General features: G+C 66.1%; 14 protein-coding genes. 6 read left to right on the top strand and 8 right to left on the bottom strand.

Features of this window, described 5'->3' with window-relative positions; all coding sequences use genetic code 11:
* Positions 1-419: 419 nt before the first annotated feature.
* Together MFF22_RS12785 and MFF22_RS12790 are read right to left on the bottom strand one after the other, a co-directional pair.
* Positions 420-1,151, bottom strand: coding sequence for a substrate-binding domain-containing protein (locus MFF22_RS12785; RefSeq protein ID WP_238249352.1), 732 nt, complete (start codon positions 1,149-1,151; stop codon positions 420-422).
* Positions 1,152-1,781: 630 nt separating this feature from the next.
* A complete protein-coding gene (locus tag MFF22_RS12790; protein ID WP_238249353.1) occupies positions 1,782-2,870 on the bottom strand; it encodes a helix-turn-helix transcriptional regulator in 1,089 nt (362 codons plus the stop codon).
* 881 nt (positions 2,871-3,751) lie between these two features.
* Here MFF22_RS12790 and MFF22_RS12795 point away from each other — a divergent pair.
* The 4 genes from MFF22_RS12795 (at position 3,752) to MFF22_RS12810 (ending at position 8,753) form a co-directional block, all read left to right on the top strand.
* Complete coding sequence (locus tag MFF22_RS12795; RefSeq protein ID WP_238249354.1) at positions 3,752-4,681, top strand: polysaccharide deacetylase family protein; 930 nt, start codon at positions 3,752-3,754, stop codon at positions 4,679-4,681.
* Positions 4,682-4,690: 9 nt separating this feature from the next.
* Positions 4,691-5,563, top strand: a complete 873-nt coding sequence (locus MFF22_RS12800; protein WP_238249355.1) for a glycosyltransferase family 2 protein — start codon at positions 4,691-4,693, stop codon at positions 5,561-5,563.
* A gap of 86 nt (positions 5,564-5,649) precedes the next feature.
* On the top strand, positions 5,650-6,537 hold the full coding sequence (locus tag MFF22_RS12805; RefSeq protein ID WP_238249356.1) for a glycosyltransferase family 2 protein: 888 nt from the start codon (positions 5,650-5,652) through the stop codon (positions 6,535-6,537).
* A gap of 515 nt (positions 6,538-7,052) precedes the next feature.
* The gene (locus MFF22_RS12810) at positions 7,053-8,753 is read left to right on the top strand and encodes a putative bifunctional diguanylate cyclase/phosphodiesterase (RefSeq protein WP_238249357.1); all 1,701 of its coding nucleotides are present in this window, start codon (positions 7,053-7,055) and stop codon (positions 8,751-8,753) included.
* 145 nt (positions 8,754-8,898) lie between these two features.
* On the opposite strand, the gene MFF22_RS12815 is transcribed toward MFF22_RS12810, so the two are convergent.
* Positions 8,899-9,120: a hypothetical protein gene (locus MFF22_RS12815; RefSeq protein ID WP_238249358.1), complete on the bottom strand. Its 222-nt coding sequence runs from the start codon at positions 9,118-9,120 to the stop codon at positions 8,899-8,901.
* 348 nt (positions 9,121-9,468) lie between these two features.
* Here MFF22_RS12815 and pucL point away from each other — a divergent pair, with 348 nt between their 5' ends.
* The gene (gene pucL, locus MFF22_RS12820) at positions 9,469-10,311 is read left to right on the top strand and encodes a factor-independent urate hydroxylase (protein WP_238249359.1); all 843 of its coding nucleotides are present in this window, start codon (positions 9,469-9,471) and stop codon (positions 10,309-10,311) included.
* Between the two features lie 286 nt (positions 10,312-10,597).
* On the opposite strand, the gene MFF22_RS12825 is transcribed toward pucL, so the two are convergent.
* From MFF22_RS12825 to MFF22_RS12845, 5 genes are all read right to left on the bottom strand, one after another.
* The gene (locus MFF22_RS12825) at positions 10,598-10,933 is read right to left on the bottom strand and encodes a DUF6285 domain-containing protein (RefSeq protein ID WP_238249360.1); all 336 of its coding nucleotides are present in this window, start codon (positions 10,931-10,933) and stop codon (positions 10,598-10,600) included.
* A 17-nt stretch (positions 10,934-10,950) separates the two neighbouring features.
* Positions 10,951-11,967 carry a phosphotransferase family protein gene (locus tag MFF22_RS12830; protein WP_238249361.1) on the bottom strand — a complete coding sequence of 339 codons (1,017 nt, stop codon included), beginning with the start codon at positions 11,965-11,967 and terminating at the stop codon, positions 10,951-10,953.
* A 3-nt stretch (positions 11,968-11,970) separates the two neighbouring features.
* Complete coding sequence (locus MFF22_RS12835; RefSeq protein WP_238249362.1) at positions 11,971-12,738, bottom strand: SDR family NAD(P)-dependent oxidoreductase; 768 nt, start codon at positions 12,736-12,738, stop codon at positions 11,971-11,973.
* Positions 12,739-12,745: 7 nt separating this feature from the next.
* On the bottom strand, positions 12,746-13,924 hold the full coding sequence (locus MFF22_RS12840; RefSeq protein WP_238249363.1) for an acetyl-CoA C-acyltransferase family protein: 1,179 nt from the start codon (positions 13,922-13,924) through the stop codon (positions 12,746-12,748).
* A 171-nt stretch (positions 13,925-14,095) separates the two neighbouring features.
* Complete coding sequence (locus MFF22_RS12845; protein ID WP_238249364.1) at positions 14,096-15,301, bottom strand: acyl-CoA dehydrogenase family protein; 1,206 nt, start codon at positions 15,299-15,301, stop codon at positions 14,096-14,098.
* A 144-nt stretch (positions 15,302-15,445) separates the two neighbouring features.
* Here MFF22_RS12845 and MFF22_RS12850 point away from each other — a divergent pair, with 144 nt between their 5' ends.
* Positions 15,446-16,186 carry a TetR/AcrR family transcriptional regulator gene (locus tag MFF22_RS12850; protein ID WP_238249380.1) on the top strand — a complete coding sequence of 247 codons (741 nt, stop codon included), beginning with the start codon at positions 15,446-15,448 and terminating at the stop codon, positions 16,184-16,186.
* Positions 16,187-16,204: the final 18 nt, after the last annotated feature.

The raw sequence follows: 16,204 nt of genomic DNA on the forward strand, positions 1-16,204 counted from the left end.
GGGAGGTCACTCCCACGATCGTGCCAGCGATCGTGCGGCTTCTACCGTGAGACCGGGGATTCGCGCGCCCGATGGCCGGGGGGACTCGGGAGGTGCCGACCGGTTCCAAATCGCGGATAGTGAACGATTCTGCTCGAAACATGACTCATAACCGCAACCGAACGCATTTCGTTCAAATCCGCGGCATTTTGGACGGAGTTACAGCCCGTTTTGTTGAATCGCGCACTCAGGCGGTTGTTCAATCCGAATCCTTGGACGTCCCGGCGAAGACGCGCAGCATCCGTTCTCGACAACGCCCGGCAGAGAAACAGTCCGGACACGGTCCAGGACACGGCCGTTGCCACCGGTTATTTCTGGACTGAAACATTGGTTTTGAAGAAGATCGGCCGGAAAGGCAGATCGGCCCTTGAGACCTACCCCTAACCGGGGGTCTGCCGCGGCTCCATCCCGACGCTTCGGATCGCGGCGGCGGTCTTGTCGGACTGCAGGAAGGCGATCAGGCGCTTCGCCGCCTCCGGATGCCGCGCGGTGACGATCACGGCCGCGGTGAAGGTCTGGACGAGCTGGACGGCGTCGGGCAAGGCCCCCACCGGCTCGATCCCAGGGATGTCGACCAGTTCGCTGATCGGTCCGAGGGCGATGTCGGCTTCTCCCGCCGCGAGGGCGGCGGTGGAGTCCGTCCCCCTGGGGTAGACCCTCAGGCGGACGCTCCCGGCGATGCCGAGGGCCGGAAGAACCGTGTTCTGGATGAAGAGGCCGCTGGTGCTGCCCAGCACCGCGATCAGACGCGCCTCCGCCAATGTGCGCGTCAGCGCCGCCACGGAGCCGACGTCGGGCCTTGGCATGCCCGTGCGGATGGCGGCCGCCAGGGGTGCGGTGGCGAGTTCGACGGCCGACCCTTCGGCGATCCGGCCCTCGCCGGCGAGGTCGTGCAACCCCTCGTTCGAGAGGATCACGACATCCACCGCGGCGCCCCGTTCGAGTTGCGACCGGATCGTCTTCGGACCGGTTCCCTGCGAGGCGCCCGACAGCGTTTCGACCGCGATGCCCGTCTCCCGCTGAAACGCCGGAACCGCCTTCCCGTAGGCGAGGGCGAAGCCCCCCGAGATCATGACGGTGACGGTCGCCCCGCGATCGCTCGTTGACGTCATGGCTTCACCGCCGCCAGGTGCCAAGCGCGAGACGCGCTTGCCTGGCGACGGTGGTAGCGCCGTTCGTCCGCGCGTTCCACAGGACCGGGCCACGGATACCCGCCGATTCGCGAGACCGTCGGGCTCGGACGCGTCCCGGCCTGGAAGGCCATCAACCGACACGCGTGATCGATCCGATTCGGCGGGGCCGTTCTACGAGACGCCGGCCCGTCGCCCCTGGGCCGGCAGGAAGTGGACGATCTCCGCACTGGGCCTTGCCAGCCACCCCGGCTGGACATCCTTCCGCCGGTCGAAGGTATCCGCGAAAGAAAGATAAGCGATGTTCGTGATCGGTAACTTCGCAATCGCGCTCTTCGAAAGCCGTGTCAGTTTATGTTTTCGTGCACCGATCCACCGCACGATGAGCTGTTTTCGCCCACGCTGCAGCAATGGATCCCGATTGGCCGAACAGGGATCCCAGGCTGACCGGATCCTCTCGCGTCTTTCCTTGAACATGAAGCCGCCCCTCAATACGCCCTGGCGTATGAGTAATACGCCCGGCGACGGCGTCGCATACCCTGTTTGGGGGATAGGTGTTTCCTCTCCCCCAAGAGTCGCAACCCGGTCCTTCCGGGGGACGCCGGCAGCGGATCACGGCGCCGCCAGCACGGTGCCGGAGAGTAGCCTGACCAGTTCGGCCTGCCGCCCGACACCCGTCTTGGCCATCACGCTCTTCAGTTGCGAGCGCACCGTCTGCGCCGAGGTGCCCGCCTCCTTCGCGATCTGATCGACCTTCTGGCAGCCCACGATGCCCCGGGCGACCCGTGCCTCGGCCGGAGTGAGATCGAACAGGCCCTCCAAGACCGACAGGCCGGGCAACTGCCTCTGCGTCAGCGGGGTGATGATCACGATGGCGGAGGCCGCGGTGAACAGATCGCGGGCGCTGCGACGCAGCGGCAGCACGTGCACGACGGCGGGGGGCTCGTCCTCCCTGGCGGGCATGGGGATGGACCGCGCGCTCAGCAACGGCGCCGCTGCCACGCAATCCAGCGCCTCCGCCAAAAGCTTGTCGGCCCCCGTGTCGGCGAGGCCGAAGCGGCCTCCCTCACGCAAGGTCGTGCCGAGCAGTGCCTGACAGCCCTGGTTCATCGCCAGAGCCTGCCCCTGACGTCCGAGGACGGCGGCGGGCAAGCCGACGGACGCCAAGACGTCGACGGCGCCCTGCACGGCCTGGAGGTGCAGGCGGGCGGACAGGGCGGCTGCACGGGCAAGGTGCGGCCGGACGGCGTTCAGCCGCTCCACTACGGAGGCGGGGACAGGTCCATCCGCGAAGGCACGCTCGACATCGAACACGATGCGCTCACCGCTCGGCACGGAGATCGCCGAAGCCGCGCCCCAGCCGAGGCCGCGCGGCCGCAGGAAGTCCGTGAACAACGGGTTCCGGTCGATCTCCTCTCGGGTGTAGACGTCGAGGTCGGTGAGGAAGCCGGCATGCTGCTTGGCGAACAGACGAGCCGGGCGGTCATTGTGTGCGACCCACCCGCCGGCCATGAACTCCGTCATGAACCCGTCGAGCTCAGGCGAGGCGATGAAGCGGAAATCCTGGCCCTGGCTCGTGAACAACAGGGCTCCGCCGCCCTCACCGTAGCTACTGAGTTCCGCCAACGTCGCGGGCCAGAGCCCCGGGACGGCGGCGGCCTCGTAGACACGGTCGACGAGGGTCTCGAACTCGATCGACATACAAGCCCTTGGAGCCGCGGCCTCGCTCCCACGGAGCAACCGAAACTCGTTCGTAATTGGGAAACGGAGTTCTACAACTGACGGATCTGCAAAGTGTGTCAAAAAAGCGACATATACTATAATACTCGGACGGGGCAGTTTCACGAAAATTTGAAATAGGCCAATTTTGGAATTGTAGATAAATATAATTGAGAGAAATATTTGGAATGATATGCGGATTATTTGGTGATAACTGAATCGAGAAAGTGTCTTTCGCTAAATTTCGGTCGAGAGTTGCTCAGTATCCGCTCGCTGATCGCGGCCAAGCGACGGCCTGCGAGGCGCCGGGCACTGGTCCGACGTTTGGCACGCGCCTGCCCGGCGACCAGGGCGCCTCGGACGTGACGGGACACCACGCCCGAGCCTAACCCGGCAGCCGTCGTCGGGCGGGCGATTCTGTCAGGAAAGTTGAATAAATCGGGTTACGAAAAGCTTGGATAACAAACGATCCGTAGTATTGCCGCCGGGAAATCAAATTATATCCATGGCTATGTCGTTTGCGTTGATTTTAGATCTCGACATCTCGAAAATTTGTACGACGATGCCGTACAATGCGCGGTTTTACGATTTCGGCGGTGGCGCGTTGGCAAAAATGCGGCAGCTTTTGTGTTGCTAATCTTGAACGATTATTGCTTAAGTAGCAAATCATTAGCAGTGTGCGGGCGGTAAAAATGGTGATTTTAATTCAATTTATATGGTTGACTGACTTGTCCGAATCAGGGACACCTTCCGGCGAAATCAATATTGAGGACCGCGGAAAATTTCGATAAATGAGGGAGGCGTTTTCCAGCATCTATCGACATGCTGTTCCATATATTGGGCGAGCATCGCGCATATTGGGCTTGGCCCGGGCGACAATTTTTTGTCTTCACTCCGTCGAAAAGCATGACGATCCCGGACGCCTGCTGGGCGCTATGGGCATCAGTGATGTCTTCCTCGACAGATTTCTTCGTCATCTGAAATACAGAGGTATCGACGTCGTCAGCCTCGACGAATGCCTCGCACGGCTGTCATCGCGAGATTTGAGCCCGTTCGTCTGCATCACATTCGATGATGGGTACCGGGACAATTATGAAGTGGCCTATCCGATTCTGCGCCATCACTGCGCCCCCGCAGCGATCTTCCTCGCAACGGGGCTCCTCGATCGCACGAGCCCGATGTGGTGGCATCCCCTGGAGCGCGCGATCTCGACGAGCGCGAGCTTCGGGCTGGGACAAGACCGTCGTGCCCTCGCGACCGACGCGGACCGGTGGCAGGTCTACACGCATTGGGCCGACCGTTTTCGTGGGGCGAATAGCGAAGAAAAGGATCAGCTCATTGATGATCTGGCCAAGTCTAATCCCAATTTCCTACCCTCAGATGCCTTCGAGACGGCCTTGGAATGGGGCATGGTCAAGGAGATGGCCGGTTCGGGCCTGATCACGTTCGGCGCTCACACGGCGACGCATCCGGTGATGGCACAGCTTACCTTGGCTGAACTGGTCGAAGAGGTGGTGACATCGCGGGACCGCTGCGCGGACATGATCGGGCAGGACACGGAGTATTTCGCTTATCCCTTCGGGCAGGCCCATGAGACAGGCCGTCTGGCTCCGCGGATCGTCGAGCAGGCCGGTTTCCGTGCGGCTTTCACCACGCGGGCGGTGACCATGAAGGCCAGCACCAGCCAAAACCGGTTTCAGCTTCCGCGCATCATGGTGTCACGGCGAACACAGAGCATCGAAGCGATCGATGCCTACTTGTCCGGCCTGACCGAAATCATCAAGTGGGCGTGAGTGAAGGCGATGGCTTCCGCGGAATCCACTCCGGAGTTCAGTCTGATCATCTCGACGATCGGACAGGCCGAGCGGTTGAGGCAGGGTCTCGAGAGTATCATCCGCCAGACATACGACTCGTTCGAGGTCATCGTCGTCGACCAGAACACGACGGACCACGTGTTCAAGATCGTCTCAGAGTTCGCGGAGACTGGGCGGGTTTTCTACACCAAGAGCGCGGTCGGGCTCTCGAAGGGCAGGAATGCCGGGCTCGCGAAGGCCCGTGGACGCATCGTCGGGTTTCCGGACGACGATTGCGAATATTCCCCCACGCTCTTGGCCGACGTGAAAGCGCGGTTTCTCGCCCATGACGACGTCGCCGGCATCTGCATCCGCTGCTGCGATCACGACGGCCGGGACAGTGCCGGCCGGTCGGACCGGATAGGCGGCGAAGTCACCAAAACGAATGTTTGGAGCCGGGCCATCTCGGTGGGAATCTTTCTGAAAACGTCGATCATTAAGGACATCGGCGGCTTCGACGAGAATATTGGGCTCGGCAGCAATACGCCCTATCTCTCGGGCGAGGAAACGGATTTGATCTTGAGTATCATATCGCGGGGCCACAGGTTGCATTATGATCCGAGCTTGAGCGTCTTCCACCCTCGCGGATCGTCTTCTATCACTTCCTACCACATCAGGCGGGCTTACGCCTATGGGTTGGGAAAAGGGCTGGTCCTGCGCCGGTACAATTACCGAAAGCGGGAAATCCTGATCTACTGTGCGAGGCCGGTGATCGGGGCCGTCTGGGCCATCCTGTGCGGGAATGTCAGCTTGGCGCGCTTTCGCCTCGCCCGCGCGAAGGGGCGGTTCGAAGGCTGGATATGTCGCTATCCTGTCGCGTGACACCGCCAAGAGGAGCCGCGTTCCTCGGATCGGGCTGGCCCGATGCCAGGTCCCATTCCCCGCAACCCGTCTGACGGCCTGAGACCATGCGGATATCTGTCGGAATCGCGACGACGGCCAGAACGCAGGTCCTTCAGCGGACGATAGACCGTCTGCTGGTGCAAACCCGTCTGCCCGATGACGTGATCGTCTGCTCTCCCGCCACCGTGGATCCGTTGGCCGACCGGCATCGAGACGTGCCGTTTCCGATCCGCCATGTCGCGAGTGAGCTCGGTCTCACCAAGCAGCGGAACACGATCATCCGCGCGGCGGGCGATTGCGATGTACTGCTTTTCATCGACGACGACTTCTTCCTGGGGTGTCGCTATCTCGCCGAGATGGCGGAGGTGTTCGACTGCCCCTCGATCGTCGTCGCCACGGGAGCCGTCATCGCGGACGGGATCAAGGGGCCCGGCCTCGCGCCGGATGCGGCCGAGCGGATCATCACGCAGGACGACGCCCAGTCCCATCCTCGCCACATCACCGAGACGCGGCATGGCTACGGCTGCAACATGGCGTTGCGCTACCGAACGCTCATCGAGAAAGGGCTCTTCTTCGACGAGAACTTGCCCCGGTACGGCTGGTACGAAGACGTCGACCTGATGCGCCGCTTGGCCCATCACGGGCGTTCGGTCCGGTGCGCGGCGGCCCGGGGTGTCCATCTCGGTGTCAAATCCGGACGGACGAGCGGCCGGTTTCTGGGTTATTCGCAGATCGCAAACCCCATCTATCTATATCGGAAGGGGACCTACGATTTGCAGGAGGCGATCGGCAGTGCCTCGCGGAATTTTGCGGCAAACCTGAAAGGCTCTGTACGCCCCGAAAGCTATATCGACCGCCGCGGGCGGCTGATCGGCAATCTCATCGGGCTGCGTGATCTGGCGGCCCGCCGCCTGCATCCGTCGAACGCGCTTCGGATGGACGAGAGAGGCTGAACGCCCGGGACGGCTCGGGACGGGGACGCGCCGGTCTGTTCGGCCCGCCGCGGGAACGGGCGAGGGCCGATGCCACACGGAGACCTGCCCCTCCCTCGCAGCCATCGTGTCGCTGCGCGAGATTATGCCCTAACCTGAAAAGCTCCCCGCCGCGGCGTCGGCCGGCGCGGGTTTGCTTGAAGCGGCACGCGGCCCGCCAAGAGAAGAAAAAGTGAACTCGAATCCTTCATTTCATCCCGCCAGGAATGCTTCTTGAGAATGATACTGTTGCCAATGAATTTATTTGTCTTGCATTCAGTCGTCATTGCAACGCGGAGATCAATAAAATTTTTCCTCGCGCCAATTACGGTTTGATCCGGTCGCTCAAGGTGCTTTGGGGCGGCGCCCCACGGCACTGTCGATGGACAGGTGCCGACCGATCCCGGCCCGCAAGGGTAGGGGGCTCGATGACAAGCGCTCCGCCGTGACGCTCCGGTAGGGGTGTGGCTGAATCCGCGTTCGAGGGCAGACGCCTCATGACTGCGAACTTGGAAGGCGATTTCTGGATAGAGGCCGTCAACGACGTCCTGATCGTGGCGGTCACCGATCCGGCCGGACGCATCCTTCAGGTCAACGATCGGTTCTGCGCCATCAGCGGGTATGGGCGCGACGAGCTTGTCGGGCAGAACCATCGCATCATCAATAGCGGACACCATCACAACGGGTTCTTCCGGCGGATGTACAAGGACATCCGGGCGGGGAAGACTTGGAGGGGTGAGATCTGCAACCGCGCCAAGGACGGTTCCCTGTACTGGGTCGCGACGACGATCATCCCGGAATTCGGAGCCGACGGCAGGATCACGCGCTACGTCGCGTGCCGCTTCGACATTTCCGAGCAGAAGGCCGCGCAGCTTCGGCTAAGCGAGATGGCGACGCACGACCCGTTGACCGGCCTTCTCAACCGAAACGGCCTGCAGGCCGAGCTGGCCGCGCTTCTCACCGAGTCCGAACGGCACGGGGAGAGCGTCTGCGTTCTCGTGCTCGATATCGACAACTTCAAGGACGTCAACGACCTCAACGGCCATGACGTCGGCGATCTCGTGCTGCGAACCGTGGCGGAGCGCTTGAAGACCGTCTTGGCCCCGCTGGGGATCGTGGCGCGTCTTGGCGGGGATGAGATCGCCGCCGCACTGCCCGATCTGGGCCTGCGGACCGCCATCCTCATCGAACAGGTGCAGGATGCGATCCGGCATCCGATCCCGCTCGCTCACGGCACCTTCAATGTCACGGCCAGCGTGGGGCTCGCACGCTTCCCCGCCGACGGCGGCACGGCGGGCGAGTTGATCAAACGGGCGGATATCGCCCTGTATCAGGCCAAGCGCCTCGGCCGGAATCGCCAAGTCTCGTTCGAGATCGATATGCTCGAAACGATGCGGCGGCGGGTCGATCTCCGGGAAGAGGCCGCCATCGGCCTCGCCCGGGGCGAGTTCGAACTGTTCTATCAGCCGATCGTCGCCTCGGACTGCAGCAGCCCGGCCTCATGTGAGGCGCTCCTGCGCTGGCGCCATCCGGACAGGGGGCTCCTCACTCCGGGCGCCTTCCAGGAGGTCTTCGAGTGCCCGCGCCTGATGGCGTTGATCGGCGACATGGTTCAGAGGCACGCGATCCGGCAGGCCGCTGCCTGGCTGCGGTCCGGCGTGCCGTTCGAGAAGATCAAGTTCAACACCGCGGCGGCGGATTTCGAGCAACCGGGCTTCGCGGCTCGCCTCCTGGACCGGATGGCCGCCGACGACGTGCCGGTGAGTTGCATCGGCGTCGAGGTGACCGAGGGGCTGTTCCTGGGGCCGCGCTCCAGCTCGATCCGGATGGAGCTTGCCCGGCTCAGCGAGAATGGTGTCGAGGTCGCATTCGACGATTTCGGAACGGGGTTCGCCTCGCTGACCCATCTCCGGGAGCTCCCGATCGCCCGGCTGAAGATCGACCGCAGTTTCGTGATGAACGTCAGCACCTGCAGCCGGGACGAAACGATCGTCCGCAGTATCGTCGAGCTGGCCCACAGGCTCGGGATGCTGGTGACGGCGGAAGGTGTCGAGACGGAGGAGCAGTACCTCAAGCTGGCCGAGATAGGCTGCGACCGCCTGCAGGGTTACTATTTTTTCCCGGTCCTGGCCGCGCCGGATGCGGCTGCCGCGCTTCAGGCCCTGATGGTGAAGCGCTCCGCGTCGATGGCTGCCTGAAAACGATTCCCCTCTTCCGTCGTTGCGAGCGAACCGAAGTAATCCAGGGATCCGTCCCATCCGGCCAGGTTCCACTGCCCTGGATTGCTTCGCTGCCGCTCGCAGAGACAGTTGAGCGGGCGGTCCAGACCAAACCGAACCCGCCTTAGCGTCCGTTCAGAAGGGCGCGCGCCAGACAGTGAAGCCCTGCGCCTGCAGCGAGGGTGACGACAAGGACCGTCAGCACCTGCCAGCCGGTGATGCCGGGACGCGGCCCGAAGCTGTAGGCGATCAGGGACCCGCAAGACCCCGCCGACACGACACCGGACGCGATGGTGTTCAACCATGTGGCCGACAAACGGCGCAACTCATGTCCCTCGTCGCCCATGACACCCTCCTCGCTCGCTATTAAGTAATAAATCCTATATCGTGAGCAGTCGTCGGCCACCGGTTCTCCCATTTGAGCGAAGCCATGTCTGTCCGCCGCCAGTCCCATTATCGAGCGATCGGAACATATGTAGAACAAGCCTGCGAGCGGCTGAGAGTTCAACCTACTTTCGGATATTTTTCCCAGTTCTGTGGACGAGTGTGGATAACCTCTTGCCGTACTGGCCGCTTGCAGGACGTCACGGACGGCCCCGGCTGACCCTTACGCGTTGCTCCGGAGCGCAGGCGGTGGAGAATGAGGTGGCATACGGATTGCGCCCGAACCCCCGAATCCAACCCGGAGACGTCCATGGCCCTGACAGCATCGCGCTACGGCAAGGCCCGGGTCCGGGTGATGCGCCTGACCCGCGATGGGGACTACCACACGCCGCGGGAACTGACGCTCAGCGTCATCATGACCGGCCGCTTCGATGCCGCCTGGACGCAGGCCGACAACCGCGCCTGCATCGCCACCGACAGCGTCAAGAACATCGTCAACGTCACGGCGGCCAGGAACCTCTCCCTCGACAAGGAGGCCTTCGTCGCCGCGGTCGCGAAAGTCATTCTCGACACCTACCCGCAGGTGGAGGCGGTGACGATCGAGGCCGACGAGACCCGTTGGATCCGGCAGGCCATCGGCGGCACGCCCCACGGGCATACCTTCACCCTCGACGGCAACGGCACCGGTTACGTCGCCCTCGACGCAGACCGCGAGGGGGCTGTGCTGCGCTCGGGCCTGCGCGGCTTCACCTTCATGAAGACGACCCAATCGGGCTGGGCCGGCTTCGTGGACGACCAGTACCGCACCCTGCCGGACACGACCGACAGGATCGCCGCCACCAGCATGGACGCCACCTGGACCTGGTCACGCCGGCCTGCGGACTGCACGCAGACCAACGCGACGGTCCTCTCGACCCTGATCGAGGTCTTCGGCACCACCTACAGCGCCGGCGTGCAGGACAGCATGTACCGGATGGGCGAGGCGGTGCTGGCGCGGGTTCCCGAGATCGCGGAGATCGCCTTCGCGATGCCGAACAAGCACTACATCCCCATCGACCTCCGGCCCTTCGGCCTGGACAATCCCGGCACCGTGTTCCTCCCCACCGACGAGCCGCACGGCCAGATCGAGGCCACGGTCGGCCGCCGCACCTGACAGGGCGGCGGTTGCCCACATCGAGGCCACGGGCGGATCAGCGCGTCGGCCTAGAGCAGCGACCGATCACGTTGAGGCGGCCCCCAGCCTCTTACCTCATCCTGAGGTGCCCGCGTCAGCGGGCCTCGAAGGAGGGCTCCAGCCTGCCGCGCGATCCCTGGAGCCCTCCTTCGAGGCGGCTATCGCCGCACCTCAGGATGAGGCCTTCGAGGCGGCTGTCGCCGCACCTCAGGATGAGGGGAAAATCTGGAGTAGGCTTGCTGAACCAACTCGTTCGGGTGCAGCTCTAGGGCAGAGGCGCCTTCCAGATCCCGGCGGACACCGTCGCCGTCTCCGTGAGGGCTCCGTGGAGGGCCCCGTCGCCGTCGTGCCGGCCGGCGCGGATCGCCCCGACCAAAGCCGCGCCCCTCTCGTCCTCGGAGCCGGGGCCCGGGGGCAGGAGCCGCTCCCTCGCATGGGTCGCGGCCCCCGCCTGATCGATCTCGCGCAGCGCGATGCCCAGCGCGTTGGCCACCATCAGCGCCACGTAGCGCGGGCGGCCGGCGAGGCCTGGCAGCACTTCTTCGGTGAGAGCCCGGCGGGCGGCCTCGATCAGGGCGGCGCCGGAGGGGTCGTCTCGCATCGCGGATCTCCGTCGGGTCAGCGGGGCCAGGCGGCCGGGGCGGTGGCGGCGAGGATCGCCTGTTCCAGGTCCGGCACCATCCGCCCGGTGAGGGCGAGTTCAAGGGAGAATTCCAGGCCCGAGACGTGCCGCGCTCCCTGCTCCAGGGCGATCACCGCCCAGCGCAGGTGGGCCATCACCTCCCAGTAGGCGACGGCCTCGTCCGTGAACGCCCGCCCGCCGCCCGCACGATAGCCCCGGTAGAACGCTTCCCGCGAACCGATGCCGCCGGCCTCCAGGTCCCGGCGGCCGAAGCGCCAGCAGGCGGCACAGAACCAGCCGAGGTCCTGCACCGGATCGCCCCAGCCGGAGAACTCCCAATCGAGGATCGCCGTGAGGCCGGTCTCGTCGACCATATAGTTGCCGGTGCGGAAGTCCCGGTGGACGAGGGCAGGGGCCGGGCAGGACGGCGCCGCGACCTCCGCCCAGCGCAGGCCCCATTCGATGGCCGGGCGGGTGGCGCCGATCCCGTCGAGGTTCGCCCGCAGCTGCGCCACCTCCGCCCGGGCCGGGTCGGTCTCCGGGGGGCCGAGGAAGGCCAGCGCCGGGGGCGGGTCCCGGCGGGGATCGAGCACCCCGTGGATCCTGGCGAGCTCCCGGCCGAGATCTTCGGCGAGTTTTTCTCGATTGCCGCCAAGGGTGAGGTCCTTGGCGATGCGCGGGCCGAGGCCGATACCGGGCACGAGGCCCATCAGGGCAAAGGGCGCGCCGATCACGCCCGCGTCCTCGCAGAACCCCACCGGCTCGGGCACCCGGACCCCCGCCGCGTGGGCGGCTTCGAGCAGGCGGAACTCCTCGCGCCGGGAGCGGCTGGAGGCGATGGTCGCCGGGGCGTCCCTGCGCAGGACTAAGTCCCGGGTGCTTTCCCCGATTCGGCAGCGGACCAGCCGGTTCTCCTGGATCGAGCCGCCGCCCAGCGCCCGGCTCTCCTCGATCGTCAGGCCAGGCTCCCCGAGGTGACCGGCGATCCAGGCGGCGAGCCGCGTCTCGTCCATCGGCTAGAGCCCCGAGACGAGGTGGCCGCCATCGACGGCAATCACCGAGCCGGTCATGTAGGCGCCCGCCTGCGAGGCCAGCAGCAGCAGCGCCCCGTCGAGCTCGCCGGCCTCGCCCAGCCGCCGCTGGGGCACGCGCTTGATCAGCGCCTTGCCCGGCTCGGAGTCGAAGAATTCCGCGTTCAGCTCCGTGCGCACGTAGCCCGGCGCCAGGGCGTTCACCCGGATGCCGTGCCGGGCCCATTCGAGGGCGAGGCTCTTGGTCAGCTGGATCACCCCGGCCTTCGACGCGGCGTAGGGGGCGAGCCCCCCGGCAACCCGCAGGCCGAGGATCGAGGCGACGTTGACGATGCTGCCCCCCGCCCCCGCCGCGATCATGCGCTTGGCGGTGGCCTGGGCGACGAGGAACACGCCCTTCAGGTTCGTGTCGAGCACCCCGTCCCACTCGGCCTCGGAGAGGTCGATGGCCGGGGTGGTGGTGGTGACGCCCGCGTTGTTGACGAGCACCATGACCGGGCCGAAGCGCTCATGTGCCCGATCGAGGGCCGCCTCGATGCTGGCCCGGTCGGTGACATCCATGACGACGGCATGGGCCTGCCCGCCCGCCGCCTCGACGGCGGCCACCGTCTCGGCCAGGGCCTCCGCCCGGCGGGCGCCGAGGGTCAGCCGCGCCCCGGCCCGGCCGAGCATCCCGGCGAAGTGGCGTCCGAGCCCGCTAGACGCGCCCGTGACCAGCACGTGCTGGCCGGCAAGGTCGAAGATCCCGCTCATCGCGCCCTCACTGGATGCGTTCGAAGGCCACGGCGATGCCCTGACCGCCGCCGATGCACATGGTGGCGAGCCCGTAGCGTCCGCCGGTCCGGGCGAGTTCGTAGAGGGTCTTCACCGCGATGATCGCCCCGCTGGCGCCGATCGGGTGTCCGAGCGCGATGGCGCCGCCGTTCGGGTTCACCTTCCCCGGGTCGAGGTCGAGGGCGCGCGACACCGCGCAGGCCTGGGCGGCGAAGGCTTCGTTCGATTCGATCACGTCGAAGTCGGCGGCCCGCAGGCCGGTGCGTTCGAACAGGCGGCGCACGGCCGGGACCGGGCCAATGCCCATCTCGGACGGGTCGACGCCGGCATGGGCGTAGCCGACGATCCGGGCCAGAGGCGCGGCCCCATCCCGGGCAGCCTTGTCCGCGCTCATCAGCACCAAGGCGGCGGCCCCGTCGTTGAGGCCGGACGCGTTGCCCGCGGTGACGCTGCCGTCCTTGGCGAAGGCCGGGCGAAGCTTGGCGAGGTCCTCGCGGTGCGTGGCCTTGGGATGCTCGTCGGTGTCGAAGGGGACCGTCTCACGCTTGCGCTGGACGTCGATGGGCAGGATCTGCTCGCGGAACCGGCCCTCGGCGATGGCCCGGGCGGCGCGGGTCTGGCTCTCTTCGGCGAAGGCGTCCTGATCCTCCCGGGAGATGCCGTAGCGGCTGGCGATGTTCTCCGCCGTCACGCCCATATGCCCGTGGCCGAATGGGTCGGAGAGCACGCCGGTCATGTAGTCGATGCCGGTGATGTCGCCCATCTTCTGGCCGTACCGGACCGCCGACAGGAGGTGGGGCGAGCGGCTCATGCTCTCGGCGCCGCCGGCGACCGCGGCCTCCGCATCGCCGAGCATCACCGCCTGCGCCGCCGAGACCAGGGCCTGGAGGCCGCTGCCGCAGAGGCGGTTCACGGTCATCGCCGGCACTTCCTGCGGGATGCCGCCCTCCATCGCCGCGACCCGGGCGATATAGGCGTCCCGCGGGGTGGTTGGGATGACGTGGCCGAAGACGACATGGCCGATCTGCGCGCCCTCCGTGCCGGAGCGCCTGAGCGCCTCGGCCACGCATCGGGCCGCGAGCTCGGCGGGCGGGATCGCCGCCAGGGACCCGCCGAAGGTGCCGATCGCGGTGCGCACCGCCCCGGTGATGACCACGTCCGTCATGAAGACCGTTTCCTTTTTCACTCGCGCGGTGTCACGCCGTTCGTAGAGACACCACCGTCTTTGCGAGCGCAGCGAAGCAATCCAGGGATGCGCCACGCTTCCGATCGTCCTGCTGCCCTGGGTCGCTTCACTGCGTTCGCGATGACGGGGTCGGGCAGGACGACCGGGTACTCACTCCCCCACGTCCCAGGTCCAGAAGGCGTCACCCTCCGCCTCCAGGTTGCGGTTGAGCACCATCTTGTGGACCTCGTCGGCCCCGTCCACGAGCCGCGCCTGACGGGCGTAGCGGTAGATCCATTCCAGCGGCGTGTCGGTGGAATAGCCCCGCGCGCCGTTGATCTGGATCGCCGTGTCGGCGGCCGCGTGCAGCAGGTTGGCGACGTGGACCTTGGCCATCGACACCTCCTTGCGGGCGAAGCTCCCCTGGTCGAGCGCCCAGGCGGCCTTCATCACCAGCAGGCGGCCGATCTCGATCCGCATGGCGAGGTCGCCGAGCATCAGCTGGATGCTCTCCCGGTCGGCGAGCCGGACCCCGAAACCCTGCCGCTCGGCGGCGTAGGCGCGGGCGATCTCGACGCAGCGCTTCGACAGGCCGAGCCAGCGCATGCAATGGGTCAGCCGGGCGGGGCCGAGGCGGATCTGGGTGAGCTTGAGCCCGTCGCCCTCGTTCATCAGCACGTGGCCGGCGGGGATTTCGAGCCCGTCGAACAGCAACTCGCAATGGCCGCCATGCTCCTCCGGCCCCATGATCGGGATGCGCCGCAGGATCTCCCAGCCCGGCTGGTCCCGGTGGAACAGGAAGGCCGTCAGCCCCTTGCGGGCGTCGTCGGAGGTGCGGGCCATCAGGATGAAGTGGGCCGCGTCCTCCGCCCCGGTGATGAACCACTTGCGGCCGGTGACGACGTAGCGGTCGCCGCGCCGCTCGGCCCGGGTCTGGATCATACCGGGGTCGGAGCCGCCGCCGGGATGGGGCTCCGTCATGGCGAAGGCCGAGCGGACCTCGCCCCGCACGATCGGATCGAGCCAGCGGGCCTTCTGCTCCGGCGTCGCCACCTTCTCCAGCACCATCATGTTGCCGTCGTCCGGGGCGGCGGAGTTGAACACGACGGGCCCGAAGATCGAGCGGTTCATCGCCTCGTAGCAGGCCGCCATGCCGACCTTGTCGAGCCCCGCCCCGCCGGTCTCGGGTTTGAGCTGCAGGCACCACAGCCCCTCCGCCCGGGCGAGTGCCCGTAGGCGCTCCAGCTCCGGCAGGGCGATGTTGCCGTGGCCGTCATAGGCCGAGGCGTCCCGCTCCACGGGCAGGATGTGCCTGTCGACGAAGGCCGCGATCCGGGCGCGGTACCCCTCGACACGGGGAGAGATGGTAAAGTCCATCGGGCCAGCCTTCCGCGCCGCCAACGGGCACGCCGTGAAAAATCGAGCGAGCGCTCGAATTTTTTAACCCTTGGATTTGCCGTTGGCAATGGACTATGGCTCGGCACGGGCGCCCCGGCAGCGGGGGCGCGCGATGATGGCATGATGACTCCGGCCGAAGCCGCAGAGCCCAAGGTAGAGCCCGAGGCAGAGCCCAAGGATGCGCCGTCGGGGACGTTCCTGCGGGACGCCACCTCGACCGAAGCGATCTGCGCGCGGATCCTCGAACGGCACCGGGACCGGGTGAGCGTGCGCAAGCCGCACCTCGCCACCGCCAACCTCGCCCGGATCATCGAGGCGGTGCTGAAGCTGTCGAGCCGGCAGAGCTTCCACGAGATCAGCCTGCGCGACCTCGCCCGGGTCTCGGGCCTCAGCATGGGCGGGCTGTATTCGTACTTCGACAACAAGACCACGCTCCTCGTGATGATCCTCACGGAGGTGTCCGAGACGGTCGAGGCGGTGTTGCGGGACGCCCCGGCCGGGCTGGAGGCGGACCCGGCCGCGCATCTGCGTTGGCTGATCGAGACGCATATCCGCCTGACCGAGGCGATGCAGCCGTGGTTCGTCTTCGCCTTCATGGAGGCGAAGGGCTTCCCGGCCGCCGCCCGGGCCTTCGCCACCGAGAGTGAGCTCGCCACGGAACGGATCTTTGCGGATGTCCTCGCCCGCGGCGTCGCGCAGGGCGTCTTCACGATCCCCGACATCGACTTGACGGCCGCGCTCATCAAACCGCTGCTGCAGGACTGGTACGTGAAGCGGGCGAAATATCGGAAACGCGGGACGCCGATCCACGCCTATATCGCGGGCGTCATCGCCTTCGTCGAACGGGCCATCGCGGGGCGTTGACGGTTTTCCTCCGGCCGT

Source organism: Methylobacterium persicinum, from assembly GCF_022179525.1.
Lineage (GTDB): Bacteria > Pseudomonadota > Alphaproteobacteria > Rhizobiales > Beijerinckiaceae > Methylobacterium > Methylobacterium persicinum.